Annotated in this window: 13 protein-coding genes; 7 read left to right on the plus strand and 6 right to left on the minus strand. The window is 64.7% G+C overall.

Going from position 1 to position 15,373, the window contains the following annotated elements; genetic code table 11:
- Nucleotides 1–126: 126 nt before the first annotated feature.
- Nucleotides 127–5,844: a hypothetical protein gene (locus tag HY049_14980; protein ID MBI3450206.1), complete on the minus strand. Its 5,718-nt coding sequence runs from the start codon at nucleotides 5,842–5,844 to the stop codon at nucleotides 127–129.
- A 285-nt stretch (nucleotides 5,845–6,129) separates the two neighbouring features.
- Here HY049_14980 and HY049_14985 point away from each other — a divergent pair, with 285 nt between their 5' ends.
- Together HY049_14985 and HY049_14990 are read left to right on the plus strand one after the other, a co-directional pair.
- Nucleotides 6,130–6,873 carry a tetratricopeptide repeat protein gene (locus HY049_14985; protein MBI3450207.1) on the plus strand — a complete coding sequence of 248 codons (744 nt, stop codon included), beginning with the start codon at nucleotides 6,130–6,132 and terminating at the stop codon, nucleotides 6,871–6,873.
- 16 nt (nucleotides 6,874–6,889) lie between these two features.
- Nucleotides 6,890–9,337 carry a tetratricopeptide repeat protein gene (locus HY049_14990; GenBank protein MBI3450208.1) on the plus strand — a complete coding sequence of 816 codons (2,448 nt, stop codon included), beginning with the start codon at nucleotides 6,890–6,892 and terminating at the stop codon, nucleotides 9,335–9,337.
- A gap of 8 nt (nucleotides 9,338–9,345) precedes the next feature.
- Here HY049_14990 and HY049_14995 read toward each other — a convergent pair whose 3' ends face one another.
- Nucleotides 9,346–9,882, minus strand: coding sequence for a periplasmic heavy metal sensor (locus HY049_14995; GenBank protein ID MBI3450209.1), 537 nt, complete (start codon nucleotides 9,880–9,882; stop codon nucleotides 9,346–9,348).
- Between the two features lie 208 nt (nucleotides 9,883–10,090).
- Between HY049_14995 and HY049_15000 the strand changes: the two genes are divergently transcribed.
- Genes HY049_15000 through HY049_15010 form a run of 3 tightly spaced genes read left to right on the plus strand, consistent with a single transcriptional unit; the run spans nucleotide 10,091 to nucleotide 11,405 of the window.
- Complete coding sequence (locus HY049_15000) at nucleotides 10,091–10,630, plus strand: sigma-70 family RNA polymerase sigma factor (protein MBI3450210.1); 540 nt, start codon at nucleotides 10,091–10,093, stop codon at nucleotides 10,628–10,630.
- Nucleotides 10,627–10,935, plus strand: coding sequence for a hypothetical protein (locus HY049_15005; GenBank protein MBI3450211.1), 309 nt, complete (start codon nucleotides 10,627–10,629; stop codon nucleotides 10,933–10,935). The genes HY049_15000 and HY049_15005 overlap by 4 nt, the downstream gene beginning before the upstream one ends.
- On the plus strand, nucleotides 10,932–11,405 hold the full coding sequence (locus HY049_15010; protein ID MBI3450212.1) for a hypothetical protein: 474 nt from the start codon (nucleotides 10,932–10,934) through the stop codon (nucleotides 11,403–11,405). Before HY049_15005 ends, HY049_15010 begins: the two co-directional genes overlap by 4 nt.
- Nucleotides 11,406–11,415: 10 nt before the next feature.
- Here HY049_15010 and HY049_15015 read toward each other — a convergent pair whose 3' ends face one another.
- Genes HY049_15015 through HY049_15025 form a run of 3 tightly spaced genes read right to left on the minus strand, consistent with a single transcriptional unit; the run spans nucleotide 11,416 to nucleotide 13,736 of the window.
- Nucleotides 11,416–12,345 carry a metal-dependent hydrolase gene (locus HY049_15015; GenBank protein MBI3450213.1) on the minus strand — a complete coding sequence of 310 codons (930 nt, stop codon included), beginning with the start codon at nucleotides 12,343–12,345 and terminating at the stop codon, nucleotides 11,416–11,418.
- On the minus strand, nucleotides 12,333–13,205 hold the full coding sequence (locus tag HY049_15020) for a lipase family protein (protein ID MBI3450214.1): 873 nt from the start codon (nucleotides 13,203–13,205) through the stop codon (nucleotides 12,333–12,335). Before HY049_15020 ends, HY049_15015 begins: the two co-directional genes overlap by 13 nt.
- Before the next feature lie 18 nt (nucleotides 13,206–13,223).
- Entirely contained in the window at nucleotides 13,224–13,736 is a 513-nt protein-coding gene (locus HY049_15025) for a ferritin family protein (protein MBI3450215.1), read from the minus strand.
- 174 nt (nucleotides 13,737–13,910) lie between these two features.
- On the opposite strand from HY049_15025, the gene HY049_15030 reads away from it, so the two are divergent.
- Nucleotides 13,911–14,123 (plus strand): type II toxin-antitoxin system HicB family antitoxin, encoded by a 213-nt coding sequence (locus HY049_15030; protein MBI3450216.1) that lies wholly within the window; start codon nucleotides 13,911–13,913, stop codon nucleotides 14,121–14,123.
- Nucleotides 14,120–14,344 (plus strand): type II toxin-antitoxin system HicA family toxin, encoded by a 225-nt coding sequence (locus HY049_15035; protein ID MBI3450217.1) that lies wholly within the window; start codon nucleotides 14,120–14,122, stop codon nucleotides 14,342–14,344. The genes HY049_15030 and HY049_15035 overlap by 4 nt, the downstream gene beginning before the upstream one ends.
- A 40-nt stretch (nucleotides 14,345–14,384) precedes the next feature.
- Here the strand turns inward: HY049_15035 and HY049_15040 are convergent, their stop codons facing one another.
- Nucleotides 14,385–15,371 (minus strand): cysteine synthase family protein, encoded by a 987-nt coding sequence (locus HY049_15040; protein ID MBI3450218.1) that lies wholly within the window; start codon nucleotides 15,369–15,371, stop codon nucleotides 14,385–14,387.
- Nucleotides 15,372–15,373: the final 2 nt, after the last annotated feature.

A 15,373-nucleotide genomic window follows, 5' to 3' on the forward strand; every position in this document is an offset into this window, starting at 1 on the left:
CAACTCCGACCAGCTCCAGCCGCGACGCTCGCGTCCGGCGAGAAGCTCCCTCATCCGCCCGGGGTCCTGTCGATGTCGCATCCGAGCGAGATTGCCCGATCCTCAGACGCGGCGATAGAGTGGGCTTCACAGAACGGTCACCGGATTCAGGAATCCGGTTTGAAAGTAGAAATCTCCGGGCGACGGGCACACATCAGGATCTTGGGTGGACTCGTCCCCCGCGTCAGTACAGCTTGAGACGTGCATTTCACGCAGCGTTGGGACCTGGCCCAGTCCGCTCAGTGTCTTGACCCGGACCTCCTCCGACAACCAGGAGACATTGCCATCCAGATCGACCGCCGCAATCCGATACGCGTGATCCGTGTTGGGCACAAGCCCGAGATACGCCGCATTCGGTTGGGTCGCGCCGCCCACCTCGACGGGGGAATGTATCGCCGCGTTCGGATCGTCTTCAATCTCGCACGCGCATGAGTAGACACGGTAGAATGCCAGATCGGGTTCGGGTGAAGGAGCCCACCACAAGTTCACCGAGTTGCTCGAGACATTCGCGACGACTCCTCGAGGGGCCCCCGGCGGCACCAGGTCGGCCGGGATGGCTTGCCGAATCCAATTCGGGTCCACCGTCATCCCTGAACTCCAGGACTCAAGCCCGGAGGTATCAACAGCGGTCGTAAAGTACTCGTACACCATCCGATTCGTGAGACCGGAGTCCGTGTAATTCGGAGCCACGAGCGGTTTTGAGGTGACCCGCGTAAACGCCGGCTCATCACTTCTCCTTCTGTAGACTTGCCACCCTCGGTAGTCCGCCGGATGCGATGTTGAGGAAAGCACCAGTCGCACGTCCACCATCCCATCACCCGGTGCGAGGTTTGGCCTCTTGGGCGGGCCAGGACGAGTAGTGTCACCAGGTGTCGCAACCAACGGCGGAGTCGCTAGGCCTTCATTGGCGGCGGAGTCCAGTGCACGCACTCTATACGAGTAGGTCTGGCCCGAGCTCACGGTCGAATCGTGTAGGATGAGAGGATAGGGGCCGCTGACATTGAGCGTCAGGGTCTCCGTAGTGCCAGTCGAGTAGGTCTTTTCAACCAGGTAGGCGGTGACGTCGAAATCCGCGGGTTGGCGGACCGTCAGATCAATCCCCGGCGCCGCCGTCGGGGCACTTGTATTCGGGCGGACGTCGATGTCGACGTCTCTCGGAGGTGGGGGTGCTTGGTTTTGAATCATGCCCACGAGTCGCTCACCGGCGTAGAGATGATCCCTCTCCCAAATCGCCGCATCGCTGGGCACGCTCAGGCGTCGCTGGAATTCGCTCATCAGGCGGCCATTCTCGTCCCGGACATAGAATATCTGGAGGTCGCCAAGGCGATCCTTCTTTAAGATTCGAAAGCCGCCGTCGTCGTATTCATAGTCGGAAATGGTCCGGCCCCCGCTCTCGACTCTCATTAGCCGGTTCAATGGGTCATAGAAATACTGATTCTGACCGTCACCAATGACGTTGCCGTTATCGTCGTAATGCCAATTCGGATCCACGGACGGAGCTGCTAAGCCCGTCGTAACTTCTGCCTTAACACGGTTCGTCACGCCGTCCAGAGACAAGTCCCTCTCGATCGTCGTCGTTCCACTCGTCGAGGTAAGATCGTGAACCAGTTTCTTCAGGTTGCCGTAGGCGTCGTAACTGAACACGCTCTCATGGTATGCGAGATCACCGTTTTGGCGGGCGTAGATCAGACGCCCGATGGGGTCATATCTGTACAGGTCTGGGCCGACGCCCACGACGTTTCCCATGGAATCGTACCGGTAGATTCCCGAGTCGTACAAGACCGGAGGAGCGTTGCTCTGGCCGATCAGTCGCTGGTCGGACGGAGTCAGCGGAAACAGCTCCGAGTACTCCTCCTTGCCTGGCATGCAGTTCTCCCCGCAATCGTGTCCACCGCCTCCGGGACCGCCGCCACCGTTCGGATCGGCTATTCCGATGACGCGTATCTGCCCGGGGCGATGCATCGCGTCCGGCGTTATCTCCGTGACAACGCCGCGCTGAGTGACATAGCGTCTTAATCCTCCAGCATCGTTGTATGTGAATGTCTCACCGAAAGGCGCTCCCGGGCCGGCCGTTTCCTCGACGAGGTATCCACCCCGATACGTGGATTGCACCACCGTCGCTGCGTGAGATTCGTACGGATTCGCCGGGTAGCTTGTCGATTGAACCAAGCCAACATCGTTGTACTCGTATCCGACGGAGACCATGGCTCCAAGATCCGAGAAGAGCGAGTCCACTCGGGATAGGCGTCCACCCACCCCGTAGTAGTACATGCCTTTCTGGAACGTCATACCGCTTGTCGAGCGGCTCACCACATGTACGAGCTTTCCGCCGGAAGCACCCCGAGGCTGCCCGGGGTACTCGTCGTAGATGTACTGTGCCAGCGTGAGAGGTTGGGCCTGCACAAGGGTCTTCGACAGCAGCCGGCGCGCTGGGTCGTAGACGTACTGAAACCGCTTTCCAGAAGAATCCTCGGTCGTTGTCGCATCCCCCACGGAATTGAATCCTAGGACTGCAACTGTCCCCAGCTCGGGCGTGGTGGACCGCACAAGTCTGTTCAACGAGTCGTGCTCGAAGAACCTTCTTTGAGGAGTAGCGTTGGGATCTGCGGTGTCGACAAGTTGGACACCAACCAGGTTGTCCCTGACATCGTAATCATACTGCGCCTGCGCGCCGAGAGCACTCGGCTCGGTGGCGAGAGGATTCTGGCGTCGTGGCGGTACAACGCCGATGAGCCGCCCGAACGCGTCCCGCTCGTATGTCGTCGTTGAGTCAAAGCGCGCGTTTGGATCTTCTCCCAGGCCCCGCGTCGTCACGATCGTCGACAACCCGTGATACTCGGTCTCTACGACACTCCCATCCGCAGACGTTTTCTTGTGCACACGCCCCAAGGGATCCGTTATTGGAGTCGCCCCCGGCGGCGTGGGCAACGAGTACTCAAGCTGCGTGCCGAGGACGGACGATCCCCATTCCGATTCAAATGTCTTCCGACCCAGAGTGTCGTACGCATGATGCTTCGTTACGACGCGACCGTCATCCATTGCCCGGTCCTCGGCGACGACTCGAAAGAGCTGATCGAAATGGCTGACCTGTCGGAGCTGGTTCGACGGATCGACTGCGCTCTGCTGCACAACCGTCGTAGTAAAGATGTTGTTGTAGGTCAGCCCGATCGGCGCCTCACCCGATGTGGCGTGGGTCACACGCACAAGCCTCCCCAACGAATCGTAGATGTACGACGTCGGTACGCTGGCGGTGTCGCGACTCGTCGCAACCAAACCCGTGACGGTGTCAACGTCCTGGTCGAGCGCCTTCCATGGAAGACCGACGATTTGCCTCTTCGAAAGAAAAGCTCCGGCCGAATACGTGTAAGACTCTTCAAACCGTTGAGCGTTGGGGTCCCCACCTTCCACGCGTTTGAACGCCAAGTTCCCCGTCGAAGGATGACTTGGGTCGGGCTCCGCGGGGCACACACCAGTACACCCCGCATCGCCGTAGTAGTAGAGTTGCGTGACGACATCGATCGGATCGACGGTGCCTAGCGCAGCTCCACGTCGCGGCGATACGGGCGCACCTCTATCCACCTGAGACCTCATCTTGCCGTCTGACCCGAAGGTGAACTCGCTCTGGCTGACCAGCGTGCCAACTCCATCGAGGAGTTCTTGGAATGCGTATCTATTCAAAGTCGGTGGCCAGGTCTCCACGGTTTCATCGAATCGCGGGCACAGACCGTTCGCGTCGGTCGTGTCGCAGTTGTACCCGGCCAACTTCGTCCGATACTTGCTGCCGTCGAGATTGTACTCGTCCTGCCTCCGGTAATGACCCAGCCCATCCCAGTCCGAATTCACGACACGGCGCGAGTCAACGCCTCCTTCAAAGTCAGTGATTGCGGTGATCTTCACCCTTCGATTCTTCTGCGAATGAATTGGTCCGTAGACCAGATGTACGTCATCTGCGTCGTCCTCGTACTCCTTGGTGATCGCGCGGAGAAGGACATTCTTTGAACCACTCCAATACTCCGTTCGAGTCGGGAGTCCGTCGGGCCAGTTGAATCGTTGGGTGGGATCTGTGTTGAGAAGTACTGGGTCGGTAATCGGCCCACCGGATGCTCTGAAGTACGTGATGGTCCAATTCCCATCCGGATCAGTTTGGATGACCTTCTTCGGATTGCTGAGGACCATTCCATTATCATCGCTATCGTCGGATCGATCCCAAAGCCACACCGCCTCCTGGACCTGGAGACTCTCGCTGAACGGAACGCTTGAGTCAGGGTTTGATCGAATCATCTTGAGGGCAACACCGAACGTTCCTGGAAGGTCGTCGGATTGGTTTCGTCTATTGGCGCAGTTAGGATCCGGGCCAACGCATGAGATCTGCGGCACATAGCTGCCATCGATGAATCTCAGGACGTTTGTCACTTCGCTGCAAATCACATTACAGCCAATTGTCGGGTTGTAGAATGGCACAGAGATCGAATGGGAGTATCGAGCATACTGATAACGCACCTGTGCACCCGTCGGCAAAGTCTTCGTCGAAATGGCGCCGGTATGATTGTGGGGTGCGTCATACGCCGAGTAGTCAAACTGGAATGCGAGACCGCCGGGCAAGTCGAGTCGCTTCAGGAAGACCTCACCTGGCATCGTTGTCGTGTGGGGATGTGTGCCGCCGGAGTATCTGACGAGATCGTCGACCGTCGTGGCCACCTCGTATGTGAAGCGGTACACTGCGTCGCCCACTGCGCCCGTCGGTTGGCCGAACGACGGGGTTCTTATGGCCGCGACGAAGCCGAGATTCCTAGAATTCGGGGCAGCGAGGCCGGTGTTCGGATCGATGCCCGGATCCGGAGCTGGAGGCACGTTGTCGAACACGATGGTTCTGCCCGTACTGTCTACAATCTGGCGAATTAGGTGCTCCATTCCAGCCTGCGTGTCATAGGAAACGGTGACAAAGTGACCGGACGTGTCTTCGATCCGAGTGACGTACCATCCGCGGGAATCGTTGTCGGCTGGGTTGTGCGGTCGTCCGCCGGAAGTACACGATGAATTATTTGGGTCAATAGTCCGGTCGGGGACCCAATGGTCCATCAGGTACGTTGTTCCATCGGGCATGGTCAGTCGGTATCCGAGCACGGGATGATTGGGATCGTTCGAGGAATTGGCGCCCAGGCGGAGGAAGCGGATGAAACTCATGTCATCCGTGCTACCAGTGGTCTGGGTCATGTTTTTCGTGAGTTCACGTTCCGTTCCATCACCCAGATGGAGGACCAGCACACGGGTATCGTCTCCGATCGAGTCGCAAACCGGGACAGACCACTGCCAGAGGACATGTCCCAGCTCCAGCGTGAATCCAACACCTGCCTGACCCCGGGACTCGAGCGTCGAGTGGTACCAAGGAGATCCAAGGTATCGCCAGACCTTCGAGGAATAGTTCAGCGAGAGTTGGTAGCTCAGGCTGGGCGAGACGACTTCCGCGGGTCCGATGGGAATTTGAAATGTCAGTTGGCCGGAGAGCGCGTCGACGGAGTCTCCCAGCGCACTGGAGAAGACGTGATTTGTCGCTGCCCCGCGGACGGTGTTGTCGTTCAGAACGGCGGATGCCGTCGAACACGCCCAGGCCAGAATAAGTGCGGGAACGGCGATTGAGGGGCAAAGGGGCTGCGTGAGCCTGCGGGGCAGGGAGAGCATCGTGAAGTCCTCCAACGGAAGCACTTCTTCGGCTACTATTCTGTCTTTGCACGAGGTGGGGTGGGCGGCAGCGCCCCTTGATGTGATGTCGCGGCCTTTATACTGCCATCTCGTCACGACTGTCAAGAATTATTTATGAGAGACGAGAAGTCCCCGCTTGCGAAAGACCTGACTGTTCGGAACCGGTCACTTTGTTGGCTGGGAGCGCTCGGACTGGCGGTTTTACTCGGGTCGTTCGTCCCCGCCGCTGAGCTTCGTCAGCGACGCTCGTCGCGATCCACAATTTCGCGGGTCGAGCGGCAAGGTGATCTCTTCGGCATCGTCGAGGCCACCCTCCGCCTCAACCCCGAGGCAATCCATCGAAGAGAGAGAAAGAACGCCCTCCGCCAGATCGACGGCCTCGCCGAGCGAGTGAAGACCGCCCTGCCGCCCGCCGCCTCCGCCAAGCAGACGATCGACGCCATCAACGACCTCCTCTTCGCCAAGGAGGGATACCACGGCACCACCGCCCTCTCGGACCCCAACAATCTCTCCATCCCGAAGCTCTTGAAGGCCAAACGAGGCACCTGTGTCAGCCTCGTGATCCTCTACCTGGCCATCGCCGAGCGCCTCGGCCTCGACGTCTACGCGGCCGCGACGCCGGTTCACCTCTTTATTAGGTACGAAGGACCCGACGGCGTCATCAACATCGAGACGCTCGAACAGGGACGAGCGGTCGAGGACGCCGAGTACCGCCGGCAGCACCGGATGGCAGATTCCTCCATCGACCGCGGCCTCTTCATGCGGCCGCTGACCAAGCGAGCCGTCATCGCGCACTTCCTCAGCAACCGGGGAGCCATCGCCTCAAGAGCGGGCCAAAAGGAGGACGCCCTCGAGGACTTCGACGCCGCGATCGAGCTCTACCCCGACCTCGAAGCCGCTTACTACAACCGAGGTCTCGAGCACCTGAAGGCCGGCGAGTTCGAGGCGGCGAGAGCCGACCTGACGACGGCGATCGAGCTCCACCCCCTCGACGCGCAGGCCTTCAACAATCGGGGCCTCGCCGACCTCAAGCTCGGCGACAACGCCGCCGCTCGCCGCGATTTCGAGGAGGCGATGCGCATCGACCCCGCGCAGAAGGAGGCCCGTGAGAATCTGAAGCGCCTGAACCCGTGATGTACCCTCCCCCCCCATGCCCGACGCGCCGCACCACCCCCCACTCCACCCCGACGACCAGCCCACCCTCGCCGGGCGTCCGCAGGGCGACGCCCCCGAAGAGCGCGTCCCGCGGTACCGCCTGATCCAGCGGATCGGCGAAGGGGGCATGGGCGACGTCTACCTCGCCGACCAGCTCGAGCCGATCAAGAGGAAGGTCGCGCTCAAGATCGTCAAGCGCGGCCTCGACACGCGCGAGGTCCTCGCCCGGTTCGACGTCGAGAGGCAGACCCTCGCGCTGATGGATCACGCCGCGATCGCGACGGTGCTCGACGCCGGGAGCACCGAGAGCGGAAGGCCCTACTTCGCGATGGAGTACGTGCAGGGGGAGCCGATCACCCGCTGGTGCGACCGGCATCGTCTGAGCATCCGGGAACGGCTCGAGCTGTTCGTGAAGGTGTGCGACGGCGTCCAGCACGCGCACCAGAAGGGGATCATCCACCGCGACCTCAAGCCCACCAACATCCTCGTCGCCGGGGACGCCGCGTCCCCGCAGCCGAAGATCATCGACTTCGGGATCGCGAAGGCGATGACGCGGGGGACGGGGGAGGTGACGCGGATCACCGAGCTGGGGCAGCTCGTCGGGACGCCGGAGTACATGAGCCCCGAGCAGGCCGGGCTCACGGCGCAGGACGTGGACACGCGCGCCGACATCTACGCGCTCGGCGTGATCTTGTACGAGCTCGTCACCGGGGCGCTCCCGTTCGAGTCAGACGACCTGAGGTCGCTCCCGCCGGAGGAGATGCGGCGGCGAATCCGCGACGAGGACCCTCCGCGCCTGAGCACGCGCGCCGCGCGCCTCGGCGCGCGCCTCGCCGCCGCGGCGTCGAACCGGCAGGTGCGGCCGGAGCGGTTCCCGGATCACGTGCGCGGGGACCTCGAGTGGATCACGGCGCGGGCGATGGAGAAGGACCGCGCGCGGCGGTACGAGACGGCGAACGATCTGGCGCGCGACCTCGAGAGACACCTGAGGCACGAGCCGGTCCTCGCGAGCCCGCCGAGCACGATGTATCGCCTCGGGAAGCTCGCGCGGCGCCACCGGGTGGCCTTCGCCGCGGGAGGGCTCGTCGCCGCGATCCTCGTCGTCGCCAGCGTCGTGAGCACGGCCCTGTACTTTCAGGCGCAGAAGGCGGCCGCCGCGGCGGCGATCGAGGCGGGGAAGTCGGCGCAGGTCGCGAAGTTCATGGAGGAGATGCTCGAGGGGGTCGGTCCATCGGTGGCGCTCGGCCGCGACACGAAGCTGATGCGCGAGATCCTCGACAGGACGGCGGCGCGCGTCGACAAGGAGCTGAAGGCGCAGCCTCTCGTCGAGGCGGAGCTTCGGATGACGCTCGGGCGGACGTACTTCGACCTGGGGGAGCTTGCGCCGGCGAAGACGCAGTTCGAGAAGGCGCTCGCGATCCTCAAGGGCGAGAAAGGGGAGCGGGACGCGGCGACGCTGCGCGCGGCGTCGCGGCTCGGCACGACGATGTACCAGCTCGGCGATCTCAAGGGGGCGGAAGCGTCGCTCACCGCGACGGCGCGGGCGCAGACCGAGATCTTCGGCGCGGACGACCCGGACGCGCTCAGGACCCAGTCCGACCTCTCGATGGTCCTGGTCTACGGGTCGAAGCTCGATGAGGCGGAGAAGCTCGTGAAGAGGATTCTCCCCGGGCTCAAGAAGGCCTTCGGCCCTTCGGGGCAGACGACGCGCGAGGCGATGAACAATCTCGCGCAGGCCTACACCGACGCGAGTCGTCTTCCCGAGGCGGAGGCGCTCTACAAGGAGATCCTCGAGGCGACGCTTTCGGATCTGGGTCCCGAGCATCCGGGGACGCTCGAGATCCAGATAAATCTCGGCTGGCTCTACCGGCACGAGGAGAGGCTCAGGGAGGCCGACGCGATGACCGCCGGCGCGCTCGCGACGATGCGACGGGTCCTCGGCAACGAGCACCCGATGACGCAGATCGGGGTGAACAACCTGGCGGTCATCTACAAGGCCGAGAAGAAGTACAAGGAGGCGGAGCCCCTCTACATCGAGAACGTCGAGAGCGGCAAGCGAACGCTCGGCGCGCAGCACCCCGAGACGGTGGTCGGGATCATCAACCTCGCCGGCTTCCATCGGACGGTGGGGGACTGCGCGAAGGGGGAGCCCGAGGCGGACGAGGCGATCCGCGCGATCGAGTCGCACGATTTCGGGGAGTTCCTGGCGGGGGCGGGGGCCTACTTCGTCCGGGGGTCGTGCCGCGCCGACGTCGGGCGCTACGCGGAAAGTGAGCCCGACCTTCTGAAGGCCCTCGAGAAGCTTGAGCTGCGCGCGAACTCGAGCCCGCAGAAGAGGATTGAGACGCTCGAGTATCTCGTGAAGACCGAAGCGAAGCTCGGTCGGCCGGCGAAGGCCGAGGAGTTCAGGAAGCGCCTCGACGCGCTCGCCGGCCGATCGTAGGTGGGGAGCTAGCCGCCGTGGTGACGGGGCCTCGAGCCGTCGTGGGGACCGCCCGGGCCGGGCATGTCGTCGTCGCCGATGTTCGCGAGCGCCTTCTCGAGCTGAACGAGCTGATCGCTGGTCAGGACGGAGCGGATGTCCTTGACCAGGTAGGCCTCCGCGACCGCGACGTCGGCGTGGACGTTCGCCATCGTGGCCACGTCGCTCCGGATCGCGGACTCGTCGACCGGATCCGCGAGGATCTGATCCACGAGCGCCTTGTGCGCCGTGCCGAGCTGCGCGAGCTTCGTCTGGTTCGTCGCGTGGAACTGCTCGAACTTGCCGTGGATCGCGGTCTTCTCCTCTTCCGTCAGGTCCAGGGTGTGGAGGGCCATCATCAGCTTGTGGGCGACGGGCGAGCCCATCATCCCACCCATCGGGTGCATCATCCCGCCTTCGGGTCCGGGTCCGGGGCCATGACCCGGGCCGCCGGCAAAGACGGGCACGGCGAGGGCGAGTGGAAGGGCGAGGGCGAGCGTGCGGGCTATCATTCTTCGATGCGGCATGAGGTCTCCTATGCGATGATCCGTGGGATGGTGATCGTTCCGTTCCTGACGGTTGCCGTCTTCATCCGGGTAGACAGCCGCCCGGCCCCCAAGGTTACACGGTTTTTCACGCACCGCAGTGTAACCGCGAGCCCGCCGAGGGCTGTCTGACATTGGTGGAGGCGCCTCTTTGGAGAGAATGTGGACGGCAGTGCTTGGATTCCTGCCGATGACGGCCGACCCAGGGGCTGCCATCCCCGCGGGGGAGGCCGCGCTGGTCGCGGCGAGCCTTCGCGGCGACGAAGGGGCCTTCGCCGATCTCGTGCAGCTCCACCAGCACCGGGTCTTCAAGCTCGCGGGGCGCTTCTTCCGGAGCCGCGAGGACGTGGAGGATGCCGCGCAGGAGACCTTCCTGAGGGCGTGGCGCAAGCTCGCGAGCTACCAGGGCCGCGCTCCCTTCGAGCACTGGCTGACGCGCGTCTGCCTCAACTGCTGCTACGCGAAGCTGAAGGCGGCGCCGCGGCCAATGGAGGTGATGGAGGTTCACGCGGAGGCGGCGGGCGCGTCGGCCCATCCTCTCGTCTCCCTGGAGGTCGAACAGGCGCTTCGCACGCTCGACCCGAGGGATCGCTTCATCCTCCTCCTTCTCGACGGCGAGGGGTGGGATGTCGCGGAGATCGCGGAGCGCGCGGGATGGACGCGGACGAACGTGAAGGTGCGGGCCTTCCGCGCGCGCCGAAGAGTGCGCAAGCTGCTGGAGAGATCATGACGACCGCGGGGCGCGAGAGATTGGACGAGCGGACGCGGGAGGCGCGGCTGTACTTTCAGCGGCACCACGCGAACGCCGTTCCCGACGCCGGCTTCGTCGCGCGCGTGACGGCGCGACTGACGCCCGATCCGGCCGGGACGCTCGGCTGGGCGGCGATGAGGCTCCTGCCCGCGTCGCTCCTCCTCGCCCTGGTGCTCGGCTACGTCTCCGTGCGGACGACCGGGAGCGGGGACGCGCCGACGGTGCGCGCGGGAGACGACGACGTGATCGCGTGGGTCCTCGAAGGCCGGGAGGCGGGGCGATGAACCGCTGGGTCGCCATCGCCGCCGTGGCGGCCCTCTTCCTGTCGGGGATCTCCATCGGGGCGCTCGCCGTGATCCTCGTCGGCCACCACCGGGCGGCCTCGGGGATGGGGCCGGGGATGATGATGCGCTCTCCGATGCCACCCCCGGACGTTCTCGTCGACCATCTCGACCACCAGCTCGGTCTGACGCCGGATCAGCGCCTCAAGATCGAGGCCATCCTCGGGGAGAGCGAGACGCGGAGCGACGAGATCCGCCGCGAGATCCGCCCGCGCCTCGAGGCGCAGATCGAGGAGACGCACCGGCGGATCGTCGAGATCCTCACCCCCGAGCAGCGCCCGAAGTTCGTGGAGTTGACGCGCGAGATGCAGCGCCACTCGGATCGCTTCTTTCTCGGCGAGCACCCGCACGGCTTCATGCACGCCCCGCCCCCGGACGGCCCGCTCTCCGACGCGCCCCCGCCGCGCGACTGACGGCGCCGCGTCACCAGTCGACGACGACGGCCCTGCCCGCCTGCACCCGGAAGACGTACTCGAAGATCGCGCTCCGGTTCAGCACGAGCGTCCGGAAGCGCAGGTCGTACACGCTCACGGTCGCCGCGCCCCCCGCGCCTTCCGTCACCGTCCAGACCGGCGCCTTGAAGAATCCGTCCAGCTTCACTCCCAGGGGGCTCCGCTTCGCCGCCTCGACGCGCGCATCGCCGTCCGCCGTCCGCACGTCGCCGGCGCGATCGACGCGGCCGCCGAGCGAATCGATCAGGTAGAGGCGGTAGAGATCGCCGTCGCGCACGACGCCGCGCCAGCGGTGCGGCCCGAGAGGCTCGGGGAAGACGTAGGCGAAGGCCGGAGCGGACTCGACCCTCGTCTCGAGGAGCTGCACCGCGCGCTGTCTCGAGAGGCCGCACAGCGCCAGGTAGAGGACGACGGCGGCGCACGCCGCGCGCGAGAGCGAGGCGAGATGCGGCCGCATCCTCTTCGGGATCGCGAAGAGCAACGGCGCCGCGAGGAGGCCGGTCAGGATGAAGTCGACGATGAAGACGATGGCCAGCTCCGGCCGCCAGTCGCTGAAGGGCCAGAGGACGACGACGCCGAAGGAGTTGATCAGATCGAAGAGGAGGTGCATCGCGCAGCCGAAGAGGGCGAGGGTGCAGCGCGTCCGAAACTTCAGGCGCGGGTAGATCCAGCCGGTCGCGAGCGCGAGGAGGGCGCACCACAGGGGGATCAGGAAGATCGAGTGGCCGAAGGTGCGCCGGAGGAGAAGGGCGTACGGCCCGCCGCCGAGGTAGCTCGCGCCGTCGAGGTCGGGGAGGTTCGCGGCGACGGCGAGGATCGGCACCGCTTCCCGCCCGATCCGATTCCGGAACCACCCGTTCGCCGCCGTGATCCCCGTGAGGGTGTGCGTTACGGGGTCCAAGCGGTCTTCTCGTGGGAAGCGAGCGCTGCGCGCTCGAGATGCGCGACGTAGTTCACCGGCGCGTGATCGCACGCAAGCTGGGGGGGACTCCAGAGTCGGCGTCGAGTCTCCTCCCCGCTCGCACGCACCCTTGCCTCGCGATCGGCGGCGATCGCGCGGCGATCGGGGTTCGTCATCACGCGGCTCGAGGCGCCGATGTAGTGGAGCTCACCGCCGTGCCGCAGTCCGATCCACGGCGGAATGGTCGTCACGATGTCCAGGTTGTTGACGACGCGGTAGAGCCTCACCGCGCTGAGGAGCTCCGTGAACCTCTCGTCGCCCGTGAGCGGCGATCCGAAGTTGTAGACGGCGCGCGGCGGCCGGAGCGTCGCGGCCAGCGTGGCGAGCGCCGCCCCGAGGCTGTGGCCGGTGATGAAGAGCGGCGCGTCGAGGGGGCCGAGCAGCGTCTCGATCTCCTCCCAGACCCGCAGGACCGCCTTCGCGAACCCACGGTGGACGTTTCCCCCCGTCGACCACCTGAAGCGCAGGCAGTCGAGGTCGGTGATCCAGTCCCGCACGCCGTCGGTGCCGCGGAAGGCGAGGACGGTGAACGGGGTGGCGGCCCCGTCCATCGTGGCGACGACCCCTCCCTGCGTTCCGCCGCGGCTGAAGAACCCCACCTCGCGGAGGCCGGCCTGCCTCAGATGGTGACCGCGCCCCCCCGCGCGGTACATGAGCCGCGAGATCTCGGCGAGCCACCAGGCGTTGATGGGGGAGTAGGCCGTGGCGCCGGCGTCGAAGGGCGGCGCGCCCGGCCTGTCGAAGTAGACGCGCGCCCGTCCCGGGCTCGTGAGCGCGCACCAGCCGTTGTCGAAGTTCACGAGGCCGAGAATACAACCTCAGAGCCGCGAGAACCCCTGCTCGGCGAAGTACTCGTCCCTCATCCGGAACTCGAGCTCCGAGAGGGATCTCATGTGATCCATCTCCCACGTGGCGAGGAAGCGGAAGGTCTTCGCCGACTCCTCGTCCTCGCAGTCGTTGGCCGCCTTCGCGTAGAAGTCGATCGCCGCGCGCTCGAGGGTGCACCCCGTCGCGACCGCCGCCATCTCGAAGGCGCCCCCCTTCACCCGCTTCAGGAAGTCGGGGGTGATGATCTCCGAGTGGTCGAGAGGGGAGAGGTTCTGCGGCGTGGCGGGAACGCTCCAGGCGCCGTCCTTGAGGATGCTCTTGAAATTCTGCTCGAGGAAGACCTTGTGCGCCAGCTCGTCCTCGGCGAGCTTCTGGAACATGAGGCGGCAGTTCGCGTCGGTCGCCTTCTCGGCGGCGGCCTTGTAGATCTCGTAGCCGCGCAGCTCCGTGATGATCGCGGACTTCAACACTTCGAGGACGTTCTTCCGGCTCGCGCTGTCCATGGCAGGGTTCTCCAGCGGGCCGATCCCGGGCGGGATCGCGTGGAGCGGGCTGAGGGGAGTCTAACAGGTCGCGGGGTTTGCCGGGAAGGCAGGCGGGGGGTATTCTCCCATCGTGAATCGAGCGCGACGTTCGGGTGGTCCTCGAGGGAATCGCCGGTGAAGAAACAGCGAACGGTGAAGCAATTCAACGTGCTCATCGAACGAGACGCGAAGGGGTACTACGTCGCGACCGTTCCGGCCCTCCGTGGGTGTCATACGCAGGCCAAATCCCTCGACAAGCTGATGGCCCGCATCCAGGAGGCCATTGAATTGTGTCTCGAGGTCGAGGGCGGTGGAGCCGAAGACCTCGACTTCGTGGGTGTCCAAAAGGTGACCGTCGCGAGATGACGAGGCTCCCGCGGCTGACGGGTAAGCGGGTTGTGGCAGCTCTCAGGCGCGCGGGATTCGTGGTTGTTCGGACCAAGGGAAGCCACCATTTCCTGCGCCATCCCGATGGGCTGACGACGGTCGTGCCGGTTCACGTCGGCGAGTCCTTGGGACCCGGCTTGTTGGCCAAGATTCTCAGCGACTGCGAAATGACCCCGGTAGAGTTTCAGCAACTTCTGTAAGTGACGCCGGCGCCGATCAAGTCAGCCCTCGGGTATCCCACTACTCCGCAAGGAACCCCCGCTCCCTCATCCACCCGTCGTTGTAGATCGTGCTCAGGTACCGCGATCCGGAGTCGGGGAAGATCGTGACGACGCGCGCCGGCCGATCGAGCCGGCGGATCCACTCTCGCACGCCGCAGAGCGCCGCGCCGCTCGAGCCGCCGGCGAAAATGGCCTCGGTGCGGGCGAGATCGCGCGCGGCGAGGAAGGCGTCGCGGTCGCCGACCTGGAGCATGTCGTCGAGGAGCTCGAACTCCGGGCAGCCGATGATCTCCTCGTCGCCGAGCCCCTCGAGGAACGACGGCGCCGGAGTTCCCACGCGCCCCGATTTGAAGTGCTCGTAGAAGACGGAGCCGATCGGATCCACCGCGACGATCTTCACGCGCGGATCCTGCTCCTTCAGATACCGGGCGACGCCGCACAAGGTCCCCCCGGTCCCCATTCCCGCGACAACGGCGTCGATGCGCCCGTCCATCTGCCGCCAGATCTCGGGGCCGGTGGTGCGGTAGTGGGCCTCGTTGTTCGCGCGGTTGTTGTGCTGGTCGGTGAAGAAGGCGCGGGGCGTCGTCTCGGCCACGCGACGGGCCATCCGGTTGTAGCTCTCGGGGTGATCGGGAGGGAGCGATCCGTCCACGAGGACCAGATCGACCCCCATCGCGCGGAGCGAGTCGAGCTTCTCGCGGCTCGTCTGGCGTCGGACGACCATCTTGCACTTGAGCCCGTGGAGCGTCGCCATCATCGCGAGCCCCATCGCCGTGTTCCCCGACGAGTTCTCGACGATGACGTCGCCTTCCCTGAGCTTCCCCTCCGCCAGTGCTTTCTCGACGATGTAGCGCGCGATCCGATCCTTCACGCTCCCCATCGGGTTCATGAACTCGATCTTGGCGAAGACCTCGCCGGCGAACCCGGCCACCGATTTCCGGAGACGCACGAGCGGAGTCCAGCCGACGGCGTCGGAGATCCTGTCATACGCGCGAAGGTCGCTCATGC

It is taken from the genome of Acidobacteriota bacterium, assembly GCA_016195325.1.
Lineage (GTDB): Bacteria > Acidobacteriota > Polarisedimenticolia > JACPZX01 > JACPZX01 > JACPZX01.

Coding starts and splice junctions, on each gene's coding strand:
- HY049_14990 (MBI3450208.1), top strand. CDS start 6,890: ATGCCCGACGCGCCGCACCACCCCCCACTCCACCCCGACGACCAGCCC.
- HY049_14995 (MBI3450209.1), bottom strand. CDS start 9,882: ATGCCGCATCGAAGAATGATAGCCCGCACGCTCGCCCTCGCCCTTCCA.
- HY049_15000 (MBI3450210.1), top strand. CDS start 10,091: ATGACGGCCGACCCAGGGGCTGCCATCCCCGCGGGGGAGGCCGCGCTG.
- HY049_15005 (MBI3450211.1), top strand. CDS start 10,627: ATGACGACCGCGGGGCGCGAGAGATTGGACGAGCGGACGCGGGAGGCG.
- HY049_15010 (MBI3450212.1), top strand. CDS start 10,932: ATGAACCGCTGGGTCGCCATCGCCGCCGTGGCGGCCCTCTTCCTGTCG.
- HY049_15025 (MBI3450215.1), bottom strand. CDS start 13,736: ATGGACAGCGCGAGCCGGAAGAACGTCCTCGAAGTGTTGAAGTCCGCG.
- HY049_15035 (MBI3450217.1), top strand. CDS start 14,120: ATGACGAGGCTCCCGCGGCTGACGGGTAAGCGGGTTGTGGCAGCTCTC.
- HY049_15040 (MBI3450218.1), bottom strand. CDS start 15,371: ATGAGCGACCTTCGCGCGTATGACAGGATCTCCGACGCCGTCGGCTGG.